Below are 22,674 nucleotides of genomic sequence, written 5' to 3' on the forward strand. Positions count from 1 at the left end.
ACAAAAGATATATTCTTATCATAACGAACAATCTCAAGCATCAATAACGCAAAAGAAAATAAAGATATTAAACCGCTTGCGCTCGGTAGTAGAAGGGATGCAAACGGTTTTTTATATTCAAAATTTGCAAAATATGGTGGGTAAAAGATAATCAAATAATGGGATAATCCCATTATTCACCTTGCCATGCAAGGTGAATAATAAATAGATCTGAATAAAAATAATTGTTTAGATGGTATTTCTTAACAAAGAGGACAGAAAATGTTGATGCGAAAAATAGAAAACGGTAAATGCTTTTATACAGATATGGTAGGAAATAAATACCAATATGATCTCTCTGATTTAAGTGATCAACTCAGTTATAAAATGGATTTAGATGCTCAAATGAGAGATCAATTATCGGTAAATCCGACTAGAAATAAAAATGGTGGAGGAATTTATGAGTAGTTCCTATGAAGAAGTTTTTGATGAATTCACAGATAGAGAGTTAGTGTCTCTTTTGAAAGAGCAAGATTATGAAAATGTGGAAATTATAAAGTCAGGTGTAATCAAATTTAGGCATGACAGCATGATCTATATTATAGATAATAGCTATGATGATGGTTCTATAGATGTATTCATGATCTTTGATGATATTGATATGTCATTCAAAGAAATGAATCGATGGAATGCAGAAAAACGATTTGTGAGCGTTTATAAATGTGACGGAAAAGTATGTTTAAAAATGAGCTTAGAATCAGGTATAACAGAAGCATATTTGATAGAATCTATCAAGAGATTCATAGCCCTTCAAACTGTGTTTTCTTTACGAGAATTAGCTCATGTAGCGTCTCTACTGAAAATGTTTAAATAATTTCGAAATTTGATTTAAGGTAAAGACAGAAAATTTAAATTATCGGAACATTTCCTGATATATAGTGTAGAAGCTCAGACTTAATCTGACAAATCACCTCGGAAAATGAGAATTCCCGATGAGAGTATGAATGTCCAAATTCAATCTAAACGAAAAAGGAAACTCTCATTTTTTATTCTACCAATCTACTCATTAAACACAAAACGGGTTTATTAAATTTAGCAGAAGAACTCGGTAACATTTCTCAAGCCTGTAAAGTGAAGGGAGTGAGCTGAGATACCTTCTATCAATATCAACAAGCCGTGGAGAAAGGCGGTGTTGAAGCACTTCTTAATCAAAATCGGCACGTGCCAAATCTCAAAAATCGTGTAGATGAAGCGGTTGAACAAGCTGTCGTGATGTCGTAAAGTTTGCCTTAGATAATCCTGCTTTTGGATAAGTCCGTGTAAGCAATGAGCTTCACAAGTAAGGGATCTTTGTTTCAGCAGGCGGTGTGCTTAATTTGACTTAGACATCACCTAGCGAACGTTAAACAAAGATTGACGGCACTTGAGAAATTGATTGCAGAGCAAGGTATTATTCTTAACGAAGCACAGGTACAAGCTTTAGAACGTAAAAAAGAAGATAATGTGGCTTGTGGTGAAATCGAAACGGCACAATCCGGGCTATCGTCGCTGCCGACATGCTCAATGATAAAGTGTTACCGCCATACATTGAAAGCCAAGGTTATACCTTATTACCGCGATTGTCTCAAGCTTATTGGCAATAAATTGTCAAAAAATGACCGCACTTTTTCAGTCCTTCGTTTTTCTTCGTATGGGCTTCGCATTTGGGGCGGTTTCAAGGTAAACTAACAGGATTATTATTCACAATGAAGTAACTTTTTATGCGTTTATTTATTTTTATCTTAGTAGCATTGCTATTGCTGTTTCAATGCGATTTTTGGTTTGGTAAAAACGGTTATTTTGATTATCAAGAGACATCAAAAGAAATCACTCGGCGTCAACAAGAAAATGAAAAACTTTCTCAACGAAATCAACTGATTGCAGCAGAAATTAAGAATCTGAAAGAAGGGGTGGATGCCATTGAAGAACGAGCCAGATTGCAGCATGAAATGATTAAATCTGACGAAATATTTTATCGTATTGTAAAAGAAAATAGACAATGAAAAAGATGAAGATTCAACGTCAATTTGTTGCTGTCGTTCCGGCGGCAGGGGTCGGGAGCCGAATGCAAGCAGATAAGCCCAAGCAATATTTGGAAATTGATGGTAAAACGATTTTGCAGCATACGTTAAACGTTCTATTAAGTTATCCGTTAATTGACGAAGTGATTGTTGCGGTTGCCGGAGCCGATCCTTATGTGGAAAAAATGCCATTTCTCAAACAGGCGAAAATTCGTTTGGTGGAAGGCGGTGAAAATCGGGCGGATTCCGTGTTAAATGGGCTGAAGGCAATTAATTTTCAGCCGGAGCGTGAAACTTGGGTGTTGGTACATGATGCTGCGCGTCCTTGTTTAACTCACCAGGATTTAGATCAGTTATTGCAGGTAGATGATGATAATGGAGCAATTTTAGCTATTCCGGCAACAGATACCATTAAGCGCGCCGATGCAGATTTGCAAATTCAACAAACAGAAGATCGCGCGCAATTGTGGTTGGCACAAACGCCACAGTTTTTTAACGCGAAATTGTTGGCGAACGCCTTAAAATTTGCGAAGAAAAATAGGTTAGTGGTGACTGACGAGGCGTCAGCGATGGAATTGCTGGGATTTCGACCGCACTTGGTTGCCGGGCGTAGCGATAATATTAAAGTGACTCGTCCGGAAGATTTGGCATTGGCAGCATTTTATTTAACTCGTAGATGATGACAAGGAGGAAATGATGGCAGCAGAAGGAGCGAATCAACTGGTCAATGTGGTCACTTTGCTGGCGGCGGCCGTCGTTGCGGTACCGCTATTTAAGCGTTTTGGTTTAGGATCTGTTTTGGGATATTTGGCAGCGGGGCTTGTGATTGGACCTTTTGGCTTTGGTGTGTTCACGGATTCGGAGGGAATTATTCATGTCGCTGAATTAGGTGTGGTGATGTTCCTGTTTATTATTGGGCTGGAAATGAAACCGTCACATATTTGGGGTCTACGCCACCATATCTTTTGTCTCGGTGCTTTGCAAATTGGTTTGTGTACGTTGGCGTTAACTTCCGTTGCAATGCTTTATGGATTTAGTTGGCAGATAGCATTTGTTGGCGCTGCGGGATTTGTGTTGACCTCTACCGCGATTGTGATGCAAGAGTTAAGCGAACGGGGCGATATTGCTTCGCCACGCGGGCAGCGTATTGTGTCGATTTTATTATTTGAAGATTTATTGATTGTGCCTTTATTGGCATTTGTAACCTTTTTATCGCCAATGGAAACAGCGGAGGTGGCAAATGCGACGCCTTTATGGCAAAAAATCGCCATTGCCGCCGTTTCCGTAGCCACACTTGTGGCAGCAGGATTATGGTTGCTTAATCCGCTATTTAAAATATTGGCAAAAACCAAAACGCGCGAAGTGATGACTGCGGCGGCGTTATTGGTGGTTTTAGGGGCTGCCTTATTGATGGAAGAAGGCGGTTTATCCATGGCAATGGGGGCGTTTCTTGCCGGTGTCTTATTATCTGAATCCAGTTTTCGCCATCAATTAGAAGCCGATATTGAGCCTTTTCGTGGGTTATTGCTAGGATTATTTTTCTTAGGGGTGGGAATGTCATTAAATCTCACCGTGGTGACGGATAACTGGGTGCTGATTATTTTAGGTGTGTTGATCTTTATGTCGGTCAAAGGTCTTTGTATTTATATCGTCGCGCGTATCACTCGCACCTCTCATGTTAATGCGATCGATCGAATGTTTATGATGGCGCAAGGGGGTGAATTTGCGTTCGTACTTTTTTCTGCTGCGGCGACACAAGGAGCGATCAGCGTGGAAATACAAGCGAATATGACCGCGATCGTGGTGTTATCTATGGTGTTGACGCCGATATTTATTATTTTGCAGAAAAAATATTTGCTTCCTCGTTTGACGCATAAAACCGAAAAAACAGCCGATACTATTGAGGAACAACGTTCCACGGTGTTAATCGGGATTGGGCGTTTTGGACAGATTATCAATCAAATGTTGGTGATGACAGGAAATCGCCCGATCGTGATTGATAAAGATGCGAGTTTGATTGCAGGAATGAAAAAATTGGGGATAAAAACCTATTATGGTGATGCTACTCGTCCGGAATTGTTACACGCCGCAGGTGTCGATTGTGCAGATTTACTGATTGTCGCGATCAATGATAAACAGCAGGCGTCGCATATTGTGCACCTTGCTCGCAAAATGAACCCGAATATTATCATTATTGCGCGCGCCTATGATCGTATTCATGCCATTGATTTGTTTCGCGAAGGTGCGGATATTCAAGTGCGGGAAGCCTTTGATTCGGCGTTGCGTACCGGTAAAAAAGCGTTATTGTCGTTGGGTATGGAGGCGGATGTGGTGAATGAAATTGCGGAAACCTATTTTGATAAAGATCGGCATAAATTGAAATTAATGGCAGAGGTTTATGATCCGAAAATTGCCAATTTTGAAAATAAAGAATTAGTGAAAATTGCGTTGGATGTGGATCAAGAATTGATGGCGGAAATCCAACAAATTATGAATAAAGCGCGCTAAAGTGCGGTCAAAAATAAAAGGAAATGATGAATGATACGAATTGGTCACGGGTTTGATGTACACGCTTTCGGTGGAGAGGGTCCGATTGTTATTGGTGGTGTGAAAATTCCATATGCACAAGGTTTATTGGCTCACAGTGACGGGGATGTGGCGTTGCACGCCTTGACGGACGCGTTATTGGGCGCTGCGGCATTGGGCGATATCGGCAAATTATTTCCTGATACGGATATGCAATATAAAGGTGCGGACAGTCGTGGTTTGTTGCGCGAAGCCTTTGCGAAAGTGACGGCGCAGGGCTATCTGGTGGGCAATGTGGATGTGACTATTATTGCGCAAGCGCCTAAAATGCGTTCCTATATTGACGAAATGCGCGTGCTGATTGCGCAAGATTTGCAGTGCGACATGACGCAAGTTAACGTGAAAGCGACCACAACGGAAAAATTAGGTTTTACCGGGCGCGGTGAAGGGATTGCTTGTGAAGCGGTGGCGTTGTTGGTAAAAAAACAATGATGGAGTTAGCCTATTTACAAACTGCGCCAAAGCAGACCGCACTTTTAAAAGCAGAGTTTGCTGATTTTGTGGTGAAAGAAAAATTGGGCTACGATTTTTCCGGCGAAGGCGAATTTGTGGTAGTCAAGGTACGTAAAACCAACGCGAACACGATTTTTGTTGGTGAGAAGTTGGCGGAGTTTGCCGGTATTTCCGCACGGGATATGAGTTACGCGGGGCTGAAAGATCGCCACGGGGTGACCGACCAATGGTTTTCTTTACATATGCCGGGTAAGACTACGCCGGATTTTAGCCGGTTTTATGTGGAGGGTGTAGAAATTCTGGCGGTTAGTCGGCACCAACGTAAAATCCGTATCGGTAGTTTGCAAGGTAACTCTTTTGAGATTTTATTGCGCCATGCAGTGGAAACGGACGAGTTAAAAGTGCGGTTAAAAAATGTCATGTTTTGTGGTTTTCCCAATTATTTTATGGATCAACGTTTTGGGCATGACGGACAAAATTTGACGCAAGCTTTGCGTTGGGCAAAGGGCGAAATTCAAGTGAAAGATCGGAAAAAACGTCGTTTTTATCTTTCTGCAGCGCGCAGCGAAGTGTTTAATTTGATTGTGTCGGCGCGTATTCAGCAAGGGGATATTCAGCGTGTTTTGCCAAAGGATATTGTGCAATTATGCCATTCGCAAAGTTGGTTTGTGGTGGATGAAAATGAAGATTTAGCGGCGTTGCAACAGCGCTTGCAGCAAAATGATATTGCCTTAACCGCGGCGTTAATTGGCGATAATATGCCGCAAACAAATGGTTTTGAAATGCAGATTATTGAACAACATTCCGCTTTATTGCGTTTGATGAAACAAGAACGGGTAAAGCCAATGCGTCGTGCTATGTTAATGTTCGCGGAAGACTTTTCTTGGGCGTTTAATACTCAAGGGTTGGCGTTGCGCTTTTTTCTGCCGGCGGGCAGCTATGCGACCGCGTTAATTCGTGAGTTGGTGAAAACGATTTAATTTTATTTATATAGGGAAATTAAAATGCATATTCTTTTATCAAATGACGACGGAATTCATGCCGAGGGGATCAAAACCTTAGCACACGAATTGCGTAAATTCGCCCAAGTGACCGTTGTGGCGCCGGATCGTAACCGTAGTGCGGCGTCGAGTTCGTTAACTTTGGTACAACCGTTGCGCCCAATGAAATTAGATAGCGGTGATTATTGTATTAACGGAACGCCGGCGGATTGCGTACATTTGGCACTCAACGGATTTTTGTCAGGGCAGGTGGATTTGGTGGTTTCCGGGATTAATGCCGGGGCAAATTTAGGGGATGATGTGATTTATTCCGGTACCGTAGCTGCGGCATTAGAAGGGCGTCATTTAGGCTTACCTTCTATTGCGGTATCTTTAGATGGGCGTCAACATTATGAAAGTGCGGCGAAAGTGGTGGCGGATGTGATTCCGAAATTGCATGGCGAATTACTTAACGCACGGGAAATAATCAATATTAACGTGCCGGATTTGCCTTATGAGCAATTAAAAGGTATTAAAGTGACCCATCTCGGTTACCGATCTTCTGCGGCAGAAGTGATTAAACAGCAAGATCCGCGTGGTGAGCATATTTATTGGATTGGTCCATCCGGATTGCCGGAATATGAACAAGAGGGTACGGATTTTTATGCGGTGCGCAACGGTTATGTTTCAATTACGCCGATTCAAGCGGATATGACAGCCCATCATTCACTTGCTGCTTTACAAGATTGGTTAAAAAGTGAATAATACGTCGCTTTATGCGATATCTTCACTTTTTAACTAAGGAAATACAATTGAACATTTTTGGTGCTATGTATGATAAAACCATGGAATGGTCAAAACATCACTATGCGGCTTTTTGGCTTTCTTTTGTTAGTTTTATTGAAGCTATTTTCTTTCCTATTCCGCCGGATGTGATGCTTATTCCAATGTCGATGACCAAGCCGAAACGTGCGGTCAGATTGGCACTTTATACTGCGATTGCATCAACGGTTGGCGGTGTTATTGGATACGGGCTGGGCTATTATACCTTTGATTTTGTTCAACATTATATCCAACAATGGGGCTATCAACATCATTGGGAAACCGCGATTTCGTGGTTTGAGCGCTGGGGGGTGTTAGTGGTCTTTGTTGCCGGTTTTTCGCCAATTCCGTATAAAGTGTTTACGATTTGTGCAGGTGTCATGCAAATGGCATTTTTCCCATTTTTGATTACCGCCTTTGTTTCCCGTGCAGCTCGCTTTTTATTGGTTGCCAAATTAGCGGCTTGGGGCGGTGAGAAATTTGCGGCAAAATTACGTAAATCAATTGAAGTAATTGGTTGGTCAGTAGTCGTTCTTGCAGTTGTTGCCTATTTAGTTTTAAGATAAATAGAGATTTAAAATGAATAAATTACTATTATTGTTGTCTATAGTTTTTGGGTTGAGCGCTTGTGTATCAGAAGAAATTAAAGATGAAAGTGCGTTACCGCCGGGAATTATATAAGCAGTGGAAGGAACGGGTGCCGTCTAAGGCGGCAGTTGGTTGCCTGAAATTGAACAATTAAGTATGCCGGCGAATATGAAGTAAAAGAGGATAATAAAAGAGATGAAAAAATCGTTTTTGGTTTTGCCTGTTGTGATGGCAATTTTGGCTGCCTGCAGTTCGAACACACCGGCACCGGTTGAAAGTGTTGATGGCACTTTAACGCCGGGCATTATGCAGCCGGTGGATAACAGCGGTGCGACCGGTGGCACTTGGGAGCCGCAAATTCAGCAGCAATCCATGCCGCCGGAAATGAGTACGCCGGTGGTAACTCGACCAACCTATCAAGCGCCGAAACAAGCTTTACCGCAAGCGCTGGCGCCGACAACGCCTGTTAGTACGCCGAAATCTGTGCCACAACATTTTGAAATTCCACGTAATCCACAAACCAATGCACCGGATTACAGTAAAATCGATAAAGGTTTTTACAAAGGCGACAGCTATACGGTACGTAAAGGCGATACTATGTTCTTAATCGCCTATATTTCCGGTATGGATGTGAAGGAATTGGCGGCATTGAACAATATATCTGAGCCTTATAATTTAAGCGTTGGTCAAATTTTGAATGTGTCAAATAATCGTGCGCCGGCAATGCCAATCAACACACAAACTGTCGCAGCGGCGCCGGTTGAGACTAAACCGGTACAACCGGCAGTGACCTATACGCCGGGTCCTAACGGTACCCAATATGGTTCCGACGTAACCATTACCGGGCCAATTAAATCTTCGGTAGGCAGTGCAAGTGCGGCAGCACAACGAACAGTGGCGGGTACCACAACGATTACTCAACCAGCACAAACCACGCCAATGCCAACGACCGTCGCAAAGCAAGCGCCGGTGGTGTCCAATGTGGCTTGGAGTTGGCCGACTAACGGGGAAATTACACAAGGTTTCTCCCGTTCCGACGGTGGTAATAAAGGGATCGATATTGCCGGTTCTCGTGGTCAAGCGATCAATGCAGCTGCAGCAGGTCGCGTAGTGTACGCGGGTAATGCCTTGCGTGGTTATGGCAACCTGATCATTATTAAACATAATGATGATTACCTGAGTGCTTATGCCCATAATGAGTCGATCTTAGTTAAAGATCAACAAGAGGTAAAAGCGGGACAACAAATTGCGAAAATGGGAAGTTCCGGTACAACAGATGTGAAATTACACTTTGAAATTCGTTATAAAGGGAAATCCGTGGATCCGCTACGTTATTTGCCAAAACGTTAAAAGAGGAAAACCCGGTGAATGCCGGGTTTTTTATTAATAACATCATGCTATTTTGCTTAAAAAGCAATACGATCTTTGTTTTTTTCCAATGTGGCTTTGCCGATACCTTGAATTTCCAGCAATTGTTCAGGGGCGGTGAAATTACCGTGTTTTTCCCGATATTCTATAATCGCTTCCGCTTTTTTCGCGCCAATGCCGAGTAATGCGCTTTGAATTTCTTCTGCCGTGGCGGTGTTAATATTGAGTTTATCGCTCAATATGACCGGCGCTGTTTGTTCTGCGATCGCAGGCTTGGGCAGTGGGTCGGTTGTTGCAAGGGCAGAGTTGGCGCCCAATAAAGCGGTCAATAAACCCAATGCCAAACTGATTGATTTTAGTACTTGCATGATAATTTCCTCTTTTGGGTAGTGTTTAAGTTCATTGGTTGTGGTATCTCAATGTGTTGAACATTCAACGGGGATAAATATGAACGAACAGGTTATCGTCGGCAATCAAGCATCTACGTTTTTGCGATCGAACTCGCAAAAATGACATAAAGTGCGGTCAAAACTCAGGAGTTTTTGCCAACATTTTCTTTGTGAAAATTGACCGCACTTGCGTATATGGTAAACTGGCGAGGAATTTTTCCGTGAGTTTGATTGGATTATATGAAAAAATTTTTATTGGGATTCAGTATTTTTATTGTGATTTTGGTGGCGGTTGCCGCATGGGCATATCAAAAAATCAACGCATTTGTTGAGCTTCCGGTACAAACGCAACCGGATCAGTTGTTAGTGTTGAAACGCGGCACGACGGGCAATCAATTGGTAGCTTTATTTGAACAAGAAAAATTAGTGGATAATGCCGAATTGTTGCCATGGCTATTGAAATTACGACCGGATTTAAATAAAGTCAAAGCGGGAACCTATGCTTTAAATGGGGTGAAAACCGTAGGTGATATATTACAATTATTGAATTCAGGCAAAGAAGTACAATTTAATGTGCAATTTATCGAAGGCGAAACTTTTAAGGCATGGCGAAAAAAATTAGAAAAAGCACCGCACTTAAAACAAACCTTGGTGGGTAAAAGCGATGCGGAGATTTTCGATATGTTGCAATTGCCGGATTTTGCCAAAGCCATTCATGAACAAAAAAAGATAGAAGGTTGGTTGTATCCGGATACTTATAGTTATACGCCGAATTCGACGGATCTGGATTTATTAAAACGTGCGGCTAAACGTATGGAAAAGGCGTTGCAACAAGCGTGGGAACAACGAGATCCAAATTTACCGCTGAACAATCCTTATGAATTATTGATTTTGGCGTCCATTGTGGAAAAAGAAACTGCGGTGGCGGCGGAACGTGGCAAAGTGGCTTCTGTGTTTATTAACCGGTTAAACAAAAATATGCCGCTGCAAACGGATCCGACGATTATTTACGGGATGGGCGAGGCGTATAACGGGAATATTCGGCGTAAAGATTTGGAAACGCCGGGACCTTATAATACTTATTTAAATTTAGGTTTGCCGCCAACACCGATTGCCATGCCTGCGGAAAGCGCTTTGCAGGCGACCGCAAATCCTGAAAAAACCGATTATTTCTATTTTGTAGCGGACGGTTCGGGCGGACACAAATTCAGCCGAACCTTAACGGAGCATAATCGCGCGGTACAGGAATATTTGCGTTGGTATAGAAACCGGCAAAAAGGAAAATAAGATGACAGGAAAATTTATTGTAATCGAGGGGCTGGAAGGCGCCGGCAAATCCACCGCACATGAAGCGGTTGCAAAGACCCTGCAACAATTGGGCGTGGAACAGGTGGTATTTACTCGTGAACCGGGCGGCACGCCGCTGGCAGAAAAACTACGCCAATTGATCAAACATGAAACGGAAGAAGCGGTCATCGATAAAGCGGAATTATTGATGTTGTACGCGGCGCGTGTGCAATTAGTGGAAAATGTGATTAAGCCTGCTTTGCGGGCTGGAAAATGGGTGGTTGGCGATCGTCATGACCTGTCTTCGCAAGCTTATCAAGGAGGTGGCAGACAATTGGACGCCAATTTATTGGTAACCTTGAAACAGGCAGTGTTGGGCGATTTTGTGCCGGATTTTACCCTGTATTTGGATATTGATCCGGCAGTGGGTTTAGCGCGTGCGTGCGGGCGAGGCGAGTTGGATCGTATTGAGCGGCAAAACTTGGATTTTTTTCACCGCACTCGAGCTAAATATTTGCAATTAGTGCAACAATTGCCAAATGCGGTGGTGATTGATGCGGAACAATCCATTGAGCAAGTCCGCGCGGATATTCAACGTGCAGTGATTGACTTTGTAAATTGTGTGAAATAAATGAACATGGCGCTTTATCCTTGGTTAGTTCCCTATTACCAACAATTGATGCAAACCCTTCATCAAGAGATGTTGCCACATGCGCTGTTGTTTCGCTCGGATCAAGGTTTGGGAACAGAGCAGTTAGTTGATATGGTGGCGCAGCGTTTACTTTGCACGCAACCACAAGGAGATGAACCTTGCGGGAAATGCCATAGTTGTCATTTATTTTCCGCCGGAAATCACCCCGATTATGCACGCTTGGCGCCGATAGATAATAAGGATATTGGCGTGGAACAGGTGCGTGAAATCAATGAGAAAGTTATGCAACACGCGCAGCAAAATGGCAATAAAGTGGTGGTGATTCAAGGTGCGGAACGTTTAACCGAAGCCGCGACGAATGCCTTGTTGAAGACCTTGGAGGAGCCGCGTCCGAACACCTATTTTTTATTGCAAGCGGATGTTGCGGCAAGTTTGTTAGCAACCGTTTACAGTCGTTGTCAATGTTGGTTAATCAATACGCCGCCGCAAACTGTGGCGATAGCTTGGTTGCAGGGGCAAAGTGTGCAAGAAATAAGCGAAATTCAGACCGCACTTTTGGTCAGTTATGGGCGTCCATTAGCGGCGTTGACTATGTTGATGCAAGGATTATTAGCCAAACGGAAAAATTTTCTGCGTCAATTTTGGGTGTTTTATATGCGGTGCTCGCCCTTGGAGTTGCTGCCTTATTTTGAAAATGACTTGCTATTTCAACAATTAGATTGGCTGGCGGGCTTTTTGTCAGATGCGCTGAAAGCAAAGCTTGGCATACACCAAGGTTGGATTTGTCAGGATTTGGTACGCGGTATTGAACAATTTAATCAAAAACAAACCGTGCTTGGGTTGTTGCGTGCCAATCAAATTATCAGTCAAGTGCGGTCAGATTTACTGCAAATTAATGGGGTTAATCAAGAGTTAATGTTGTTAGACGGATTGACGAAATTGGTTACCGAGGTTTTTGAAGAGAATAACAAACAGGACTTTTTTAGATGTTTATAGTTGATAGCCATTGCCATTTGGATGCGTTGGATTATGAAAATTTACACCGGGATATTGAGGATGTGATTGCTAAAGCGCAGGCGCGGGAAGTAAAACATATCTTGGCGGTAGGCGTAACCTTGCGTCGCTACGAACAAATTGTGGATGCGTTAAAACCTTTTGATTCTGTGTCGCTGTCTTGCGGTGTACATCCTTTGGATTTAGATGATGAACCTTTTGATTTTGAGCGTTTGTTGCGTTTAGCGGCGGATCCGAAAGTGGTTGCCATTGGGGAAACCGGCTTGGATTATTATTACAGTGCGGAAAATAAAAGCCTGCAACAAGCGGTGTTTGCAAAGCAAATTGACATTGCCAATCAGTTGCATAAACCGATGATTGTGCATACCCGTTCGGCGCGCGAAGATACGATAGCGTTGTTAAAACAACATCATGCGGAAAAGTGCGGTGGTGTTTTGCATTGTTTTACTGAAAATTGGGAGATGGCGAAACAGGCTTTGGATTTGGGATTTTATATTTCCATTTCAGGCATTGTGACCTTTAAAAATGCGGCAGATTTGCGTGAGGTTGTGCGCAAAATTCCGTCGGATCGTTTGTTAGTAGAGACTGACAGCCCATATTTAGCGCCGGTACCTTATCGTAGTAAACAAAATCAGCCGGCGTATGTGCGTGAAGTGTGCGAATATGTGGCGACCTTAAAAGGGGTTTCGTTAGAAGATTGTGCTCAAATAACCACGCGAAATTTTGAGCAACTTTTTAAAATTCAGCTACAATAGTATAAGCATTGTTGCTTGATAGGAGAATAAAAATGCGGAAGGTTTTAAAATATTTCTTTTTAGCAGTGGCGTTATTACTCCACGTGGTGTTGTTTGGCGTGGTAAATTATGTGACGCCAAATTATGAAGTGACGAATGTGACCGGCGTTGAAGTAAAACGGGTAGATAAAGACGGACCGATTACCAAAGCCAATCCGGCGGATGGGCCGACGCGGGATGTGTACTATATTTATACGCAAAAACCAAATGAGCAAAATGTAATGGTGTATCGTAATGAAGATACGCGCTGGGGTTTTCCGTTTTATTTCAAATTCGGTTCGGCAGATTTGCAAGCAAAAGCGGCAAGTTTTGCCGGCGCTCATAAGCTTGTGGAAGTGAAATACTATGGTTGGCGAATAGTGATGTTTGATGAGTTCCGCAATGCGACTTCAATGCGTGAGGTGACATTGGAGGAAGGTCGTTCACATCCAATTTTAGCGTATGTGTTGTATTTTGGTTTGTTAATTACGCTGTTTTTCTCGGTACAATTTATCCGAGGCTGGTTTGATAGCGAGAATGTGTAATAGGATAGGTTATGGGGTTATTTGAGGCTGTATTAAGTATTGTTGCCTTAATTGTTGTCAGTGCGGTGGTATCTTCTGCTGAAATTTCATTGGCAGCGGCAAGAAAATTAAAGTTGCAAAATTTATCCAATGATGGGGATGAGCGGGCGCAACTGGTATTGGATTTGCAGCAACATCCGGGACGTTTTATTACCGTTGTACAAATTGGTTTAAATATGGTGGCAATTTTGGGCGGGATTATCGGCGAAAGTGCTATCCGTCCTTATTTGCAACAGGCGTTATCCCCTTATATGCCGGCAGCGTGGTTAGAATTATCTGCTTCATGGTTATCTTTTATTTTAGTAACGATGGCGTTTATTTTATTTGCTGATTTAATGCCGAAACGAATGGCAATGACTAATCCGGAAAAGACGGCATTGCGTATTGTACGACTTATGACACTTTGTATTTTTGTGTTTAAACCCCTAGTGTGGTTATTTGATACAATTGCTAATGCGCTATTTCGATTCTTTAGAATTTCCACCGTACGTGAGGATAATATGACGTCGGAAGATATTGTAGCGATAATGGATGCCGGGGCGGAAGCTGGTGTGTTAAAAGCGCAAGAACATTATTTGATCGAAAATATTTTTGACATGCAGCAACGTACCGTCACATCTACCATGACGACACGTGAAAATATTGTGTTTTTAGACCGCGCTTTTAATCGTGAAAAGGTGTTGGGTATCATTGAAAATAATCCTCATTCTAAATTTCTGATTTGTGATAACGGATTGGATAAAATTTTAGGTTATGTGGAATCACATTCTTTATTAACGCGTTATTTACAAGAAGAACAGCCGGTGTCGCTAACCGATCAGCGTATTTTACGTAAGGCATTATTTATTCCGGATACCTTATCTTTATATGAGGTGTTGGAATTATTTAAATCTTCAGGTGAAGATTTTGCGGTGATCGTTAATGAATATGCTTTGGTGGTGGGGATTGTGACCTTAAATGATGTGATGAGTATTGTCATGGGTGAATTGGTTTCCAGCGAAGAAGAACAAATTATTCAGCGTGATGAGAGTTCTTGGCTGGTGGACGGAGCGACGCCATTGGAAGATGTGATGCGTTCCTTAGAGATCGAGCAATTTCCTGAGGCGGAAAATTACGAGACCATAGGTGGATTTATGATGTACATGCTGCGTAAAATTCCGAAGAAAACGGATTTTGTACTGTATGATCGGTATAAGTTTGAAATTATTGATACGGAGAATTTTAAAATCGATCAACTGATGGTATCTTTAAGAACAGACTTGGCGCCAAGCGAAATAGAACAATCCCATACCTAGGTATGGGATTTTTTTGTTTAATAGTAAGAATGTTCGCCGCGTTGATGTTCGGTAATATCTTTTGCGCCTTTTAATTCTTCCGGGAACAGGCTCACTAATTGTTTTTCTATCCCGTCTTTCAAGGTCACATCAACCATTGAGCAACCGTTGCAACCGCCGCCGAATTGTAAAATTGCATAACCATCTTCAGTGATTTCTAATAAGGTAATATGACCACCATGTCCGGCTAATTGCGGGTTAATTTGGCTTTGGATCACATATTCCACTCGTTCAATCAATGGGGCATCATCCGCTACTTTGCGCATTTTGGCATTCGGTGCTTTGAGGGTTAATTGTGATCCCAACTCTTCGGTAACATAGTCGATTTCCGCATCTTCTAAAAATGGCAAACTGATTTCATCAACAAAGGCTGAAAAGGTCGTATATTTAATTTCGGTATCGGTTGCTTCTACTGCATTTGGAGGGCAATAGGATACGCCGCATTCTGCTTTTGGTGTACCGGGATTTACCACAAACACGCGAATATTGGTACCGGTTTCTTGTTGATCGAGTAGTTTACGAAAATGGGCTTGCGCCGCATCTGAAATAGTAATTTGCATAGTTTTTCCCACATTAATACTTGAGTAACCTTGTCGGAAAATCATACTCTTTGTGTGTTTTTTTTTCCACTGTTATTTTAATTATATAAATGTTATTTATAAAAATAATAGGTCAAGTTTTGGCAATTCCCCATACTTGAATATGTACTACGCCGGCTTTTTTGACTAATAAGGCGATTTCGTTTAAGGTTGAACCTGTGGTGATCACATCATCAATCAAGGCGATACTGTGATAAGTGCGGTCATTTTTAGCGTTAATTTGAAAGGCATTTTTTAAGTTGTTGCGCCGATCTTTGGCGCTTAATCCGCGTTGTGTTTTGGTGGATTTTTGGCGTTGAATAAATTGATGATCAACGGGTATGCATAATTTTTTGGCAAGCACATTGGCAATGAGTGCCGCTTGATTATAGCCTCTCTGCCATTGGCGTAGATGATGTAGCGGAACGGGAATAATGACTTCCGGTCGAGTTAATAATCCATAATGTCGTCGGGCATCATAAATTGCCAGCAGCATTAAGCGTGCTAAAGCGTGATCCAGCCAATATTGACGTTGAAATTTAAAACGATGGATTAAATTGGACAGCGGTTCGCTATAATGTCCTGTAATAATCAATTGATCCCAGTGTGGCGGCTGGCGTAAACAATTTCCGCAATGGAGTGCGAATGCTGAAAGTGCGGCGCCACAACGTGCGCAATAGTGAAAACGCCGAATGGCGCGATAACAATTGCTGCACAGATGATGTGAGGGAATCGCTAACTTTCGTTGACATTGTACGCAACGTATTCCGAACCAGTTCATTTTCTTCCATTTTTTAACTACACTTTGAGGAAAGTGTAGTAAGTTCTGTGCAAGGCATAAAATCTTTGTTGGTTTTGTGTTTTATTTTTTTGCACCAGATCGCAAAAATGATAAAATTTTTGTCGATTTTTGATAAAAGAAGGAAGATAAATGAGCATTCTTAATTTACGCCAACAAATTAAAATGGTGTTTTTTGATATTGATGACACTTTGTATATGAAAGATAAAGATCACTTGTCCGAGCGGGCTTTGGAGATATTTAAAAAATTGCGGGCAAATGGGATTATTCCGGCGATTGCCAGTGGGCGCGCGCGGGTGACCTTCCCCAAAAAATTGGAGCATGTCATTGCGCAGGCGGGCGTCGATTTATTTGTCACTATGAATGGGCAATCAGTGGTTTATCAAGGTCAGACGCTTGCTAAATTTCCGCTGCCGAAAACGCGTATCGCGACTATTGTGGAGTTTTTTGAACAACATCAAATTGCTTATGCTTTTTTGACTAACGAACAGGTGTTTGTTTCCGAACGGACACCAATGTTGCGCGAGGCGTTTGATGTGATCACGACAGATTATTCCGTGGATAAAACCTATTTTAAACAACATGATATCTATCAAATTTTGCCTTTTTATACGCAAGAACAGGATGCATTGATTGCACAATCGGCGATTTTAGAGGGGTTAAGCGTGGTGCGTTGGCATCCGAATTCCGTGGACGTGTTTGATGGACAGGGCTCAAAAGCACGTGGTATTGAAATTGCGGCAACCCATTTGGGTTTAGCAATGGAAAACGTGATGGCGTTTGGTGATGGGCTAAATGATATTGAGATGTTGACGCACGTCGGTGTTGGGGTGGCAATGGGAAATGCTCAGGATAAAGTGAAACAAGTGGCGGATTATGTTGCAGATTCCGTGGAAAATGACGGGGTTTATCATTTTTTAGTACAATGCGGATTAATTGAGGCATAAGAAAAAACTAGGAAAAATAACCGCACTTTGACAGGATGCATTAAGCCGGAAAAAGCGCAGTGATAAAAATGCGCTTTTTAAATCGTTGGCGCATTTTGGTATGTGGTAATATTCCACGTGCTTAGTTGGAATATTGATGAATGGCTGCCGGAATTTCTTGATCTTGGTAGATGGTTCGAGCAACCTCCGCTAATGTTTGGTTTAAGACTTTGTGAATATCGGCATTATTTGCGCTAAACGCGCCTTCTTGCATTCGAGTTGCGACAATTTTCTTGGTATATTGCCCTTTTGCTCCCTGAACTTGGATATCCAGTTGGATGGAGGCGTTGATTTTATGGCGCAAGTTGCCGGATTCCACGTTGGCATAGAAATCGTTTACATTAACAATCACGTTGGTATTGGAGGCAGACGGTGTACCGACACGGAAACCTTTGGCGTTTAAGTCCTGTTTGACGATTTGATCAAATAATTGCGTTATCTGTGGTGCGGAATTGAGTTTTAACAGCTGTTCGTTATATACATAACCGGATATTTCCGGTCGCACACGGTTATCGCGGGTGGACACGTTTAATACGATATTTTGGTTGGCAGTATTAAATTTGCCTGTTGCCGGTGCCGGGGTAAAATAAAGCGTGTTGCTCGGTTGGCTTTGGCAAGCAGCGAGCAGAGTTGCAGCTGCCATGGTAGCAACGAAAGACAGTTTTTTTGTTAAGTTCATAGAAATCTCCTTGGAAATTTATTTATGTATTCTTGCAAACTTCAGGCAGAATGTATAGCTTTTCCCTATTAACTTAGGGGAAAATTTTTTGATTATTGAAAAAGAGAAGGACATTATGTCAAAACAACAGGAATTGGAGACACGATTATTACGAGAATTTCAAGCGCACTTTGTGGCGGTGGAAAATGAAAGCCATTTACATAGCTCCGGACGCGGTGCGGAATCGCATTTTAAAATCGTATTAGTAAGCGATCATTTTGAGGGGGTGAGTAAAGTCGGGCGTCATCGTCAAATCTACCAATTATTAGTGCAAGATTTGCAGCAAGGTATTCATGCCTTAGCGTTACACTTATATACAAAGGCGGAATGGACGAAATTAGGGCAACAAATTCCACGTTCTACCAATTGTCTTGGCATTGGTGATTAAACAGGCAACACGATACGTATTTATCAGGAAATTCATTTTTTACTCATTTTAAAAGTTGATTTACCACAAAAACAGCTTTTTTTATGCAAAAAAACAGAAAAGAGACCTCATAAAGTGGCGTGAACGTTATTATTTGGTTAAAATGGATCGCTAATTTTTTATCAAAAATTAACGATGCGGTTTGTTGTGATGGCAAACGGAGCATTATAAACCGAATTTGAGTTTTAATTTATATGGTGGCGAAATAGCGCGTTGTTTGCGCTTACATTTCAAAAATCATTACTCAAGACGAGGTTACCGCAAGGTTTGTTGGTTGTGGTAGCTGTATTTTTAATCTAACGAAAAGTAGTGCAAACAATATGATTACGATTAAAAAAGGATTGGATCTTCCTATTTCGGGAAAACCAGAACAAGTAATCCATAACGGTAATATGATTACCGAAGTTGCTTTGCTTGGTGAAGAGTATGTGGGGATGCGCCCTTCAATGAAGGTGCGTGAAGGTGATGTGGTAAAAAAAGGTCAGGTGCTTTTTGAAGACAAAAAGAATCCGGGCGTTTTATTTACTGCACCCGCCAGCGGTACTGTAACTGCGATTAATCGTGGTGCTAAGCGGGTGTTGCAATCAGTGGTAATTAAGGTGGAAGGTGATGAGCAAATCATGTTTGCCAAATATACTGCCGATGAATTAAAAACCTTGAGTTCAGAACAAGTTCGTCAAAACTTGCAAACTTCAGGATTATGGACCGCACTTCGTACTCGTCCATTTAGTAAAGTGGCCGCAGTTGATGGTGTTCCGTCTTCAATTTTTATCAATGCTATGGATACCAATCCGTTAGCGGCGGATCCTGTGGCGGTGTTAAAAGAAAATGAACAAGATTTTATTGATGGATTAACGGTATTAAGTCGTTTACATGAAGGTAAATTACATTTATGTAAAGCCGGCAATAGCAATATTCCGACAGTTGATCTTGCTAATGTTGAAGAGCATGAATTTAGCGGGCCTCATCCGGCGGGATTAAGCGGAACGCATATTCATTTCATTGATCCGGTCAGCGCGAAAAAATCCGTTTGGTATATTAATTACCAAGATGTGATTGCGATCGGTAAATTATTTACTACAGGTGAGTTTTATAACGGTCGCGTAGTCGCTTTAGCCGGTCCGCAAGTGAAAAATCCGCGTTTAGTACGTACAGTACTTGGTGCGAATCTTTCTCAATTAACCGCTAACGAATTGAATGAGGGTGAAAATCGTGTGATTTCAGGTTCGGTGCTAAATGGACATAAAGCGGTCGGTCCTGTCGATTATTTAGGACGCTATGCGTTGCAGGTTTCTGTGATTGCAGAAGGGCGTGATAAAGAATTCCTTGGTTGGATTATGCCGGGTGCAGATAAGTTCTCAATTACCCGTACGGTCTTAGGACATTTCAGCAGCAAATTATTTAATTTTACTTCTGCGGTGAACGGTGGGCATCGTGCCATGGTACCAATTGGTGCTTATGAGCGTATTATGCCGCTGGACATTATTCCGACGTTATTATTGCGTGATTTAGCATCAGGCGATACGGATTCTGCACAAGCATTAGGTTGTTTAGAGTTGGACGAAGAAGATTTGGCGCTTTGTACCTTTGTTTGTCCGGGTAAAAACGAATATGGTCCAATGCTTCGCGCCGCTTTAGATAAGATCGAGAAGGAAGGTTAAAAATGGGTTTGAAACATCTTTTAGAGAAAATGGAACCTGCATTTTTACCGGGCGGTAAATATGAAAAATGGTATGCGTTATTTGAAGCAACTGCCACTTTCTTATATACGCCGGGTACGGTAACAAGCAAAGCCTCACATGTTCGTGATGCGTTAGATTCAAAACGCATGATGGTGTTGGTATGGCTTGCGTTGTTCCCTGCAATGTTCTATGGCATGTTTAATGTCGGTTCGCAATCATTAATGGCATTAAATGTCGGTGATTTTGATCAAAACGTTGCAACCAATGTTGCCAATGATTGGCATTTTGCTTTAGCAAATATGCTCGGATTGCTGTCACAAGATGCCGGTGTACTGGCTAAAATGGTTTTAGGTGCCGTTTTCTTTTTGCCAATTTATGCGGTTGTATTCTTGGTGGGTGGCTTCTGGGAAGTGTTATTTGCGATGGTGCGTAAACATGAAATTAACGAGGGTTTCTTCGTGACGTCTATTTTGTTAGCGTTAATCGTGCCGCCAACATTGCCATTGTGGCAAGCCGCATTAGCTACCACTTTCGGTGTGGTTGTTGCCAAAGAAGTTTTTGGAGGGGTAGGTAAAAACTTTATGAACCCGGCATTAGCGGGTCGTGCGTTTTTATTCTTCGCTTATCCTGCTCAAATTTCGGGTGATTTAGTGTGGACCGCAGCTGATGGGTTTTCCGGTGCAACACCGTTATCTCAATGGTCTATGGGCGGTGAAGCAGCATTAAAACACGTAGCAACGGGTCAACCAATTCAATGGATGGATGCATTTTTAGGAAATATTCCGGGATCTATCGGTGAAACCTCAACATTAGCATTGTTAATTGGTGCGGCAATTATTGTGTTCGCACGTATTGCATCTTGGCGGATTATCGCAGGTGTAATGATCGGTATGATCGCAACATCGGCATTATTTAACGCTGTCGGTTCAGCGACAAATCCATTGTTTGCTATGCCTTGGTATTGGCATATGGTATTAGGTGGTTTTGCATTAGGGATGTTCTTTATGGCTACGGATCCGGTATCAGCTGCTTTCACCAATAAAGGTAAATGGTGGTATGGTATTTTGATCGGAGTAATGTGTGTGTTAATTCGATTTATCAACCCGGCCTATCCGGAAGGGATGATGCTGGCAATTTTGTTTGCTAACTTATTTGCACCGTTATTCGACTACCTCGTAGTTCAAGCAAATATCAAACGTCGGAGAGCGCGCAATGGCTAAGTTTAATAAAGACAGTGTAGGCGGAACAATTTCGATTGTTGTGCTGTTGAGTTTGGCTTGTTCTGTTATTGTAGCGGGCTCAGCGGTTTTACTGAAAACCCCTCAAGAAGAACAAAAACAACTTGATAAACAAAAAAATATTTTAAGTGTGGCGGGTTTGCTACAAGCAAATACTAAAAACAGCGAAGTTAAAGATATTTTTGCTAAAAATATCGAAGCTCGTTGTGTGGATTTGGATTCCGGCGATTACGTGGATTGTCCGGTAAATTTTGATGCGAAAGCCGCAGCCAAAAATCCGCAAACAAGCACCGCACTCACACCGGAAGAAGATACAGCCGGTATCCGCAGTCGTGAAAATTTAGTGGAAGTTTATTTAGTGAAAGATGCGAATGCACAAACTTCACAAATTGTGCTTCCTATTTACGGACGCGGTTTATGGTCAACCATGTACGGTTTCTTATCCGTTCAACCGGATGGTAATACCGTTAACGGTATTACTTACTATGAACACGGTGAAACACCGGGACTGGGGGGCGAAATTGAAAACCCTCGTTGGCAAGCACAGTTTGTTAATAAAAAATTATTTAACGAACAAGATCAGCCGGCATTACACGTAGGGAAAGCCGCATCTGCTGACAAAGAACACGGAATTGATGCTATTTCCGGTTCAACATTAACCAGTAACGGGGTAAATAAAACCTTTAAATTCTGGTTAGGTCAGAAAGGTTTTGGTCCGTATTTAGCGAAATTAAAAGCGGGGGCTCACTAATGGCAAGCTCAAATCTTAAAAATTTATTGTTATCACCGGTTGTTAATAACAACCCGATTGCATTACAAATTCTCGGTATTTGTTCTGCGTTAGCGGTAACAACAAAACTTGAAACCGCGATTGTTATGGCAATTGCAGTGAGTTTAGTAACTGCGTTTTCCAGTTTCTTTATCTCTTTAATCCGTAACTACATTCCAAATAGTATCCGTATTATTGTGCAAATGGCGATTATCGCTTCTTTGGTAATCCTAGTTGACCAAATTTTACGTGCTTATGCTTATGGTTTATCTAAACAACTTTCCGTTTTCGTCGGTTTGATTATTACGAACTGTATCGTAATGGGACGCGCGGAAGCTTATGCAATGAAATCCGGTCCGGTGGAAAGTTTTGTGGATGGTATCGGTAACGGATTAGGCTATGGTGCAATGTTGATCACCGTGGCGTTTATTCGCGAATTAATCGGTTCAGGTAAGCTATTCGGTATGACGGTATTCCAAACTATCAATGATGGCGGTTGGTACCAAACTAACGGTTTATTCTTACTTGCACCAAGCGCATTCTTTATCATTGGTTTCATTATCTGGGGTCTTAGAACGTGGAAACCGGAGCAGGTGGAGAAATAATT

General features: G+C 42.0%; 26 protein-coding genes and 1 pseudogene. 23 read left to right on the top strand and 4 right to left on the bottom strand.

Annotated features, from left to right (window positions below; translation table 11 throughout):
• The first annotated feature begins 261 nt into the window (after positions 1-261).
• The 11 genes and pseudogenes from CFY87_RS02225 (at position 262) to nlpD (ending at position 8,818) form a co-directional block, all read left to right on the top strand.
• Positions 262-447, top strand: a complete 186-nt coding sequence (locus tag CFY87_RS02225; RefSeq protein WP_094945679.1) for a hypothetical protein — start codon at positions 262-264, stop codon at positions 445-447.
• Entirely contained in the window at positions 440-853 is a 414-nt protein-coding gene (locus tag CFY87_RS02230; protein ID WP_094945680.1) for a type III secretion system chaperone family protein, read from the top strand. The genes CFY87_RS02225 and CFY87_RS02230 overlap by 8 nt, the downstream gene beginning before the upstream one ends.
• A 167-nt stretch (positions 854-1,020) precedes the next feature.
• Positions 1,021-1,522 (top strand): annotated as a pseudogene (locus CFY87_RS02235) (helix-turn-helix domain-containing protein); the annotation flags it as partial.
• 217 nt (positions 1,523-1,739) lie between these two features.
• Positions 1,740-2,021 carry a cell division protein FtsB gene (ftsB, locus tag CFY87_RS02240; protein ID WP_094945681.1) on the top strand — a complete coding sequence of 94 codons (282 nt, stop codon included), beginning with the start codon at positions 1,740-1,742 and terminating at the stop codon, positions 2,019-2,021.
• 5 nt (positions 2,022-2,026) lie between these two features.
• On the top strand, positions 2,027-2,719 hold the full coding sequence (ispD, locus tag CFY87_RS02245) for a 2-C-methyl-D-erythritol 4-phosphate cytidylyltransferase (protein ID WP_094945871.1): 693 nt from the start codon (positions 2,027-2,029) through the stop codon (positions 2,717-2,719).
• 16 nt (positions 2,720-2,735) lie between these two features.
• A complete protein-coding gene (locus CFY87_RS02250) occupies positions 2,736-4,547 on the top strand; it encodes a monovalent cation:proton antiporter-2 (CPA2) family protein (RefSeq protein ID WP_094945682.1) in 1,812 nt (603 codons plus the stop codon).
• Positions 4,548-4,577: 30 nt separating this feature from the next.
• The gene (gene ispF, locus CFY87_RS02255) at positions 4,578-5,057 is read left to right on the top strand and encodes a 2-C-methyl-D-erythritol 2,4-cyclodiphosphate synthase (protein WP_094945683.1); all 480 of its coding nucleotides are present in this window, start codon (positions 4,578-4,580) and stop codon (positions 5,055-5,057) included.
• Positions 5,057-6,058, top strand: coding sequence for a tRNA pseudouridine(13) synthase TruD (gene truD / locus CFY87_RS02260; RefSeq protein WP_094945872.1), 1,002 nt, complete (start codon positions 5,057-5,059; stop codon positions 6,056-6,058). Before ispF ends, truD begins: the two co-directional genes overlap by 1 nt.
• A gap of 24 nt (positions 6,059-6,082) precedes the next feature.
• Positions 6,083-6,823: a 5'/3'-nucleotidase SurE gene (gene surE / locus CFY87_RS02265; protein ID WP_094945684.1), complete on the top strand. Its 741-nt coding sequence runs from the start codon at positions 6,083-6,085 to the stop codon at positions 6,821-6,823.
• 47 nt (positions 6,824-6,870) lie between these two features.
• Entirely contained in the window at positions 6,871-7,446 is a 576-nt protein-coding gene (locus CFY87_RS02270; RefSeq protein ID WP_094945685.1) for a YqaA family protein, read from the top strand.
• Positions 7,447-7,663: 217 nt separating this feature from the next.
• Complete coding sequence (gene nlpD / locus CFY87_RS02275) at positions 7,664-8,818, top strand: murein hydrolase activator NlpD (protein ID WP_094945686.1); 1,155 nt, start codon at positions 7,664-7,666, stop codon at positions 8,816-8,818.
• A gap of 56 nt (positions 8,819-8,874) precedes the next feature.
• Here the strand turns inward: nlpD and CFY87_RS02280 are convergent, their stop codons facing one another.
• Positions 8,875-9,204: a ComEA family DNA-binding protein gene (locus tag CFY87_RS02280; protein ID WP_094945687.1), complete on the bottom strand. Its 330-nt coding sequence runs from the start codon at positions 9,202-9,204 to the stop codon at positions 8,875-8,877.
• Positions 9,205-9,465: 261 nt separating this feature from the next.
• On the opposite strand from CFY87_RS02280, the gene mltG reads away from it, so the two are divergent.
• The 6 genes from mltG to paeA are packed head-to-tail and all read left to right on the top strand — an operon-like array spanning position 9,466 to position 14,830.
• Positions 9,466-10,512, top strand: coding sequence for an endolytic transglycosylase MltG (gene mltG / locus CFY87_RS02285; RefSeq protein WP_094945688.1), 1,047 nt, complete (start codon positions 9,466-9,468; stop codon positions 10,510-10,512).
• Between the two features lies 1 nt (position 10,513).
• Positions 10,514-11,143: a dTMP kinase gene (tmk, locus tag CFY87_RS02290; RefSeq protein ID WP_094945689.1), complete on the top strand. Its 630-nt coding sequence runs from the start codon at positions 10,514-10,516 to the stop codon at positions 11,141-11,143.
• 6 nt (positions 11,144-11,149) lie between these two features.
• Complete coding sequence (locus CFY87_RS02295; RefSeq protein ID WP_094945873.1) at positions 11,150-12,160, top strand: DNA polymerase III subunit delta'; 1,011 nt, start codon at positions 11,150-11,152, stop codon at positions 12,158-12,160.
• Positions 12,151-12,933: a TatD family hydrolase gene (locus CFY87_RS02300; RefSeq protein WP_094945690.1), complete on the top strand. Its 783-nt coding sequence runs from the start codon at positions 12,151-12,153 to the stop codon at positions 12,931-12,933. The genes CFY87_RS02295 and CFY87_RS02300 overlap by 10 nt, the downstream gene beginning before the upstream one ends.
• A gap of 32 nt (positions 12,934-12,965) precedes the next feature.
• Positions 12,966-13,496: a DUF1523 family protein gene (locus CFY87_RS02305; RefSeq protein WP_094945691.1), complete on the top strand. Its 531-nt coding sequence runs from the start codon at positions 12,966-12,968 to the stop codon at positions 13,494-13,496.
• A gap of 11 nt (positions 13,497-13,507) precedes the next feature.
• The gene (gene paeA, locus CFY87_RS02310) at positions 13,508-14,830 is read left to right on the top strand and encodes a polyamine export protein PaeA (protein WP_094945692.1); all 1,323 of its coding nucleotides are present in this window, start codon (positions 13,508-13,510) and stop codon (positions 14,828-14,830) included.
• A gap of 17 nt (positions 14,831-14,847) precedes the next feature.
• Here paeA and nfuA read toward each other — a convergent pair whose 3' ends face one another.
• Both nfuA and CFY87_RS02320 read right to left on the bottom strand, forming a co-directional pair.
• Positions 14,848-15,429, bottom strand: coding sequence for a Fe-S biogenesis protein NfuA (gene nfuA / locus CFY87_RS02315; RefSeq protein ID WP_094945693.1), 582 nt, complete (start codon positions 15,427-15,429; stop codon positions 14,848-14,850).
• Positions 15,430-15,541: 112 nt separating this feature from the next.
• A complete protein-coding gene (locus tag CFY87_RS02320; RefSeq protein ID WP_094945694.1) occupies positions 15,542-16,228 on the bottom strand; it encodes a ComF family protein in 687 nt (228 codons plus the stop codon).
• A 150-nt stretch (positions 16,229-16,378) separates the two neighbouring features.
• Between CFY87_RS02320 and CFY87_RS02325 the strand changes: the two genes are divergently transcribed.
• Positions 16,379-17,194 carry a Cof-type HAD-IIB family hydrolase gene (locus tag CFY87_RS02325; protein ID WP_094945695.1) on the top strand — a complete coding sequence of 272 codons (816 nt, stop codon included), beginning with the start codon at positions 16,379-16,381 and terminating at the stop codon, positions 17,192-17,194.
• A gap of 121 nt (positions 17,195-17,315) precedes the next feature.
• Here the strand turns inward: CFY87_RS02325 and CFY87_RS02330 are convergent, their stop codons facing one another.
• Positions 17,316-17,912, bottom strand: coding sequence for a YajG family lipoprotein (locus CFY87_RS02330; protein ID WP_094945696.1), 597 nt, complete (start codon positions 17,910-17,912; stop codon positions 17,316-17,318).
• 115 nt (positions 17,913-18,027) lie between these two features.
• Between CFY87_RS02330 and CFY87_RS02335 the strand changes: the two genes are divergently transcribed.
• The 5 genes from CFY87_RS02335 to CFY87_RS02355 all read left to right on the top strand — a co-directional run bounded on the left by CFY87_RS02335 (position 18,028) and on the right by CFY87_RS02355 (position 22,672).
• Positions 18,028-18,339, top strand: a complete 312-nt coding sequence (locus tag CFY87_RS02335) for a BolA family protein (protein WP_094945697.1) — start codon at positions 18,028-18,030, stop codon at positions 18,337-18,339.
• 359 nt (positions 18,340-18,698) lie between these two features.
• Complete coding sequence (locus tag CFY87_RS02340; protein ID WP_094945698.1) at positions 18,699-20,039, top strand: Na(+)-translocating NADH-quinone reductase subunit A; 1,341 nt, start codon at positions 18,699-18,701, stop codon at positions 20,037-20,039.
• Between the two features lie 2 nt (positions 20,040-20,041).
• Positions 20,042-21,280 (top strand): NADH:ubiquinone reductase (Na(+)-transporting) subunit B, encoded by a 1,239-nt coding sequence (locus CFY87_RS02345; protein ID WP_094945699.1) that lies wholly within the window; start codon positions 20,042-20,044, stop codon positions 21,278-21,280.
• Entirely contained in the window at positions 21,273-22,049 is a 777-nt protein-coding gene (locus CFY87_RS02350; protein WP_094945700.1) for a Na(+)-translocating NADH-quinone reductase subunit C, read from the top strand. Before CFY87_RS02345 ends, CFY87_RS02350 begins: the two co-directional genes overlap by 8 nt.
• Positions 22,049-22,672, top strand: coding sequence for an NADH:ubiquinone reductase (Na(+)-transporting) subunit D (locus tag CFY87_RS02355; RefSeq protein WP_094945701.1), 624 nt, complete (start codon positions 22,049-22,051; stop codon positions 22,670-22,672). The genes CFY87_RS02350 and CFY87_RS02355 overlap by 1 nt, the downstream gene beginning before the upstream one ends.
• Positions 22,673-22,674 lie beyond the last annotated feature (2 nt).

Origin of the sequence: Actinobacillus seminis, from assembly GCF_002263215.1 — a bacterium.
Classification (GTDB): Bacteria; Pseudomonadota; Gammaproteobacteria; order Enterobacterales; family Pasteurellaceae; genus Actinobacillus_B; species Actinobacillus_B seminis.

Excerpts from the sequence above, each read along its gene's own strand:
- nlpD (WP_094945686.1), top strand. The coding sequence starts at position 7,664 with ATGAAAAAATCGTTTTTGGTTTTGCCTGTTGTGATGGCAATTTTGGCT.
- ftsB (WP_094945681.1), top strand. The coding sequence starts at position 1,740 with ATGCGTTTATTTATTTTTATCTTAGTAGCATTGCTATTGCTGTTTCAA.
- CFY87_RS02300 (WP_094945690.1), top strand. The coding sequence starts at position 12,151 with ATGTTTATAGTTGATAGCCATTGCCATTTGGATGCGTTGGATTATGAA.
- CFY87_RS02295 (WP_094945873.1), top strand. The coding sequence starts at position 11,150 with ATGGCGCTTTATCCTTGGTTAGTTCCCTATTACCAACAATTGATGCAA.
- CFY87_RS02305 (WP_094945691.1), top strand. The coding sequence starts at position 12,966 with ATGCGGAAGGTTTTAAAATATTTCTTTTTAGCAGTGGCGTTATTACTC.
- CFY87_RS02350 (WP_094945700.1), top strand. The coding sequence starts at position 21,273 with ATGGCTAAGTTTAATAAAGACAGTGTAGGCGGAACAATTTCGATTGTT.
- ispD (WP_094945871.1), top strand. The coding sequence starts at position 2,027 with ATGAAGATTCAACGTCAATTTGTTGCTGTCGTTCCGGCGGCAGGGGTC.
- paeA (WP_094945692.1), top strand. The coding sequence starts at position 13,508 with ATGGGGTTATTTGAGGCTGTATTAAGTATTGTTGCCTTAATTGTTGTC.
- CFY87_RS02330 (WP_094945696.1), bottom strand. The coding sequence starts at position 17,912 with ATGAACTTAACAAAAAAACTGTCTTTCGTTGCTACCATGGCAGCTGCA.
- CFY87_RS02345 (WP_094945699.1), top strand. The coding sequence starts at position 20,042 with ATGGGTTTGAAACATCTTTTAGAGAAAATGGAACCTGCATTTTTACCG.
- CFY87_RS02280 (WP_094945687.1), bottom strand. The coding sequence starts at position 9,204 with ATGCAAGTACTAAAATCAATCAGTTTGGCATTGGGTTTATTGACCGCT.
- CFY87_RS02250 (WP_094945682.1), top strand. The coding sequence starts at position 2,736 with ATGGCAGCAGAAGGAGCGAATCAACTGGTCAATGTGGTCACTTTGCTG.
- CFY87_RS02320 (WP_094945694.1), bottom strand. The coding sequence starts at position 16,228 with ATGAACTGGTTCGGAATACGTTGCGTACAATGTCAACGAAAGTTAGCG.
- truD (WP_094945872.1), top strand. The coding sequence starts at position 5,057 with ATGGAGTTAGCCTATTTACAAACTGCGCCAAAGCAGACCGCACTTTTA.
- CFY87_RS02355 (WP_094945701.1), top strand. The coding sequence starts at position 22,049 with ATGGCAAGCTCAAATCTTAAAAATTTATTGTTATCACCGGTTGTTAAT.
- ispF (WP_094945683.1), top strand. The coding sequence starts at position 4,578 with ATGATACGAATTGGTCACGGGTTTGATGTACACGCTTTCGGTGGAGAG.
- nfuA (WP_094945693.1), bottom strand. The coding sequence starts at position 15,429 with ATGCAAATTACTATTTCAGATGCGGCGCAAGCCCATTTTCGTAAACTA.
- tmk (WP_094945689.1), top strand. The coding sequence starts at position 10,514 with ATGACAGGAAAATTTATTGTAATCGAGGGGCTGGAAGGCGCCGGCAAA.
- CFY87_RS02340 (WP_094945698.1), top strand. The coding sequence starts at position 18,699 with ATGATTACGATTAAAAAAGGATTGGATCTTCCTATTTCGGGAAAACCA.
- CFY87_RS02325 (WP_094945695.1), top strand. The coding sequence starts at position 16,379 with ATGAGCATTCTTAATTTACGCCAACAAATTAAAATGGTGTTTTTTGAT.
- CFY87_RS02225 (WP_094945679.1), top strand. The coding sequence starts at position 262 with ATGTTGATGCGAAAAATAGAAAACGGTAAATGCTTTTATACAGATATG.
- surE (WP_094945684.1), top strand. The coding sequence starts at position 6,083 with ATGCATATTCTTTTATCAAATGACGACGGAATTCATGCCGAGGGGATC.
- CFY87_RS02230 (WP_094945680.1), top strand. The coding sequence starts at position 440 with ATGAGTAGTTCCTATGAAGAAGTTTTTGATGAATTCACAGATAGAGAG.
- CFY87_RS02335 (WP_094945697.1), top strand. The coding sequence starts at position 18,028 with ATGTCAAAACAACAGGAATTGGAGACACGATTATTACGAGAATTTCAA.
- mltG (WP_094945688.1), top strand. The coding sequence starts at position 9,466 with ATGAAAAAATTTTTATTGGGATTCAGTATTTTTATTGTGATTTTGGTG.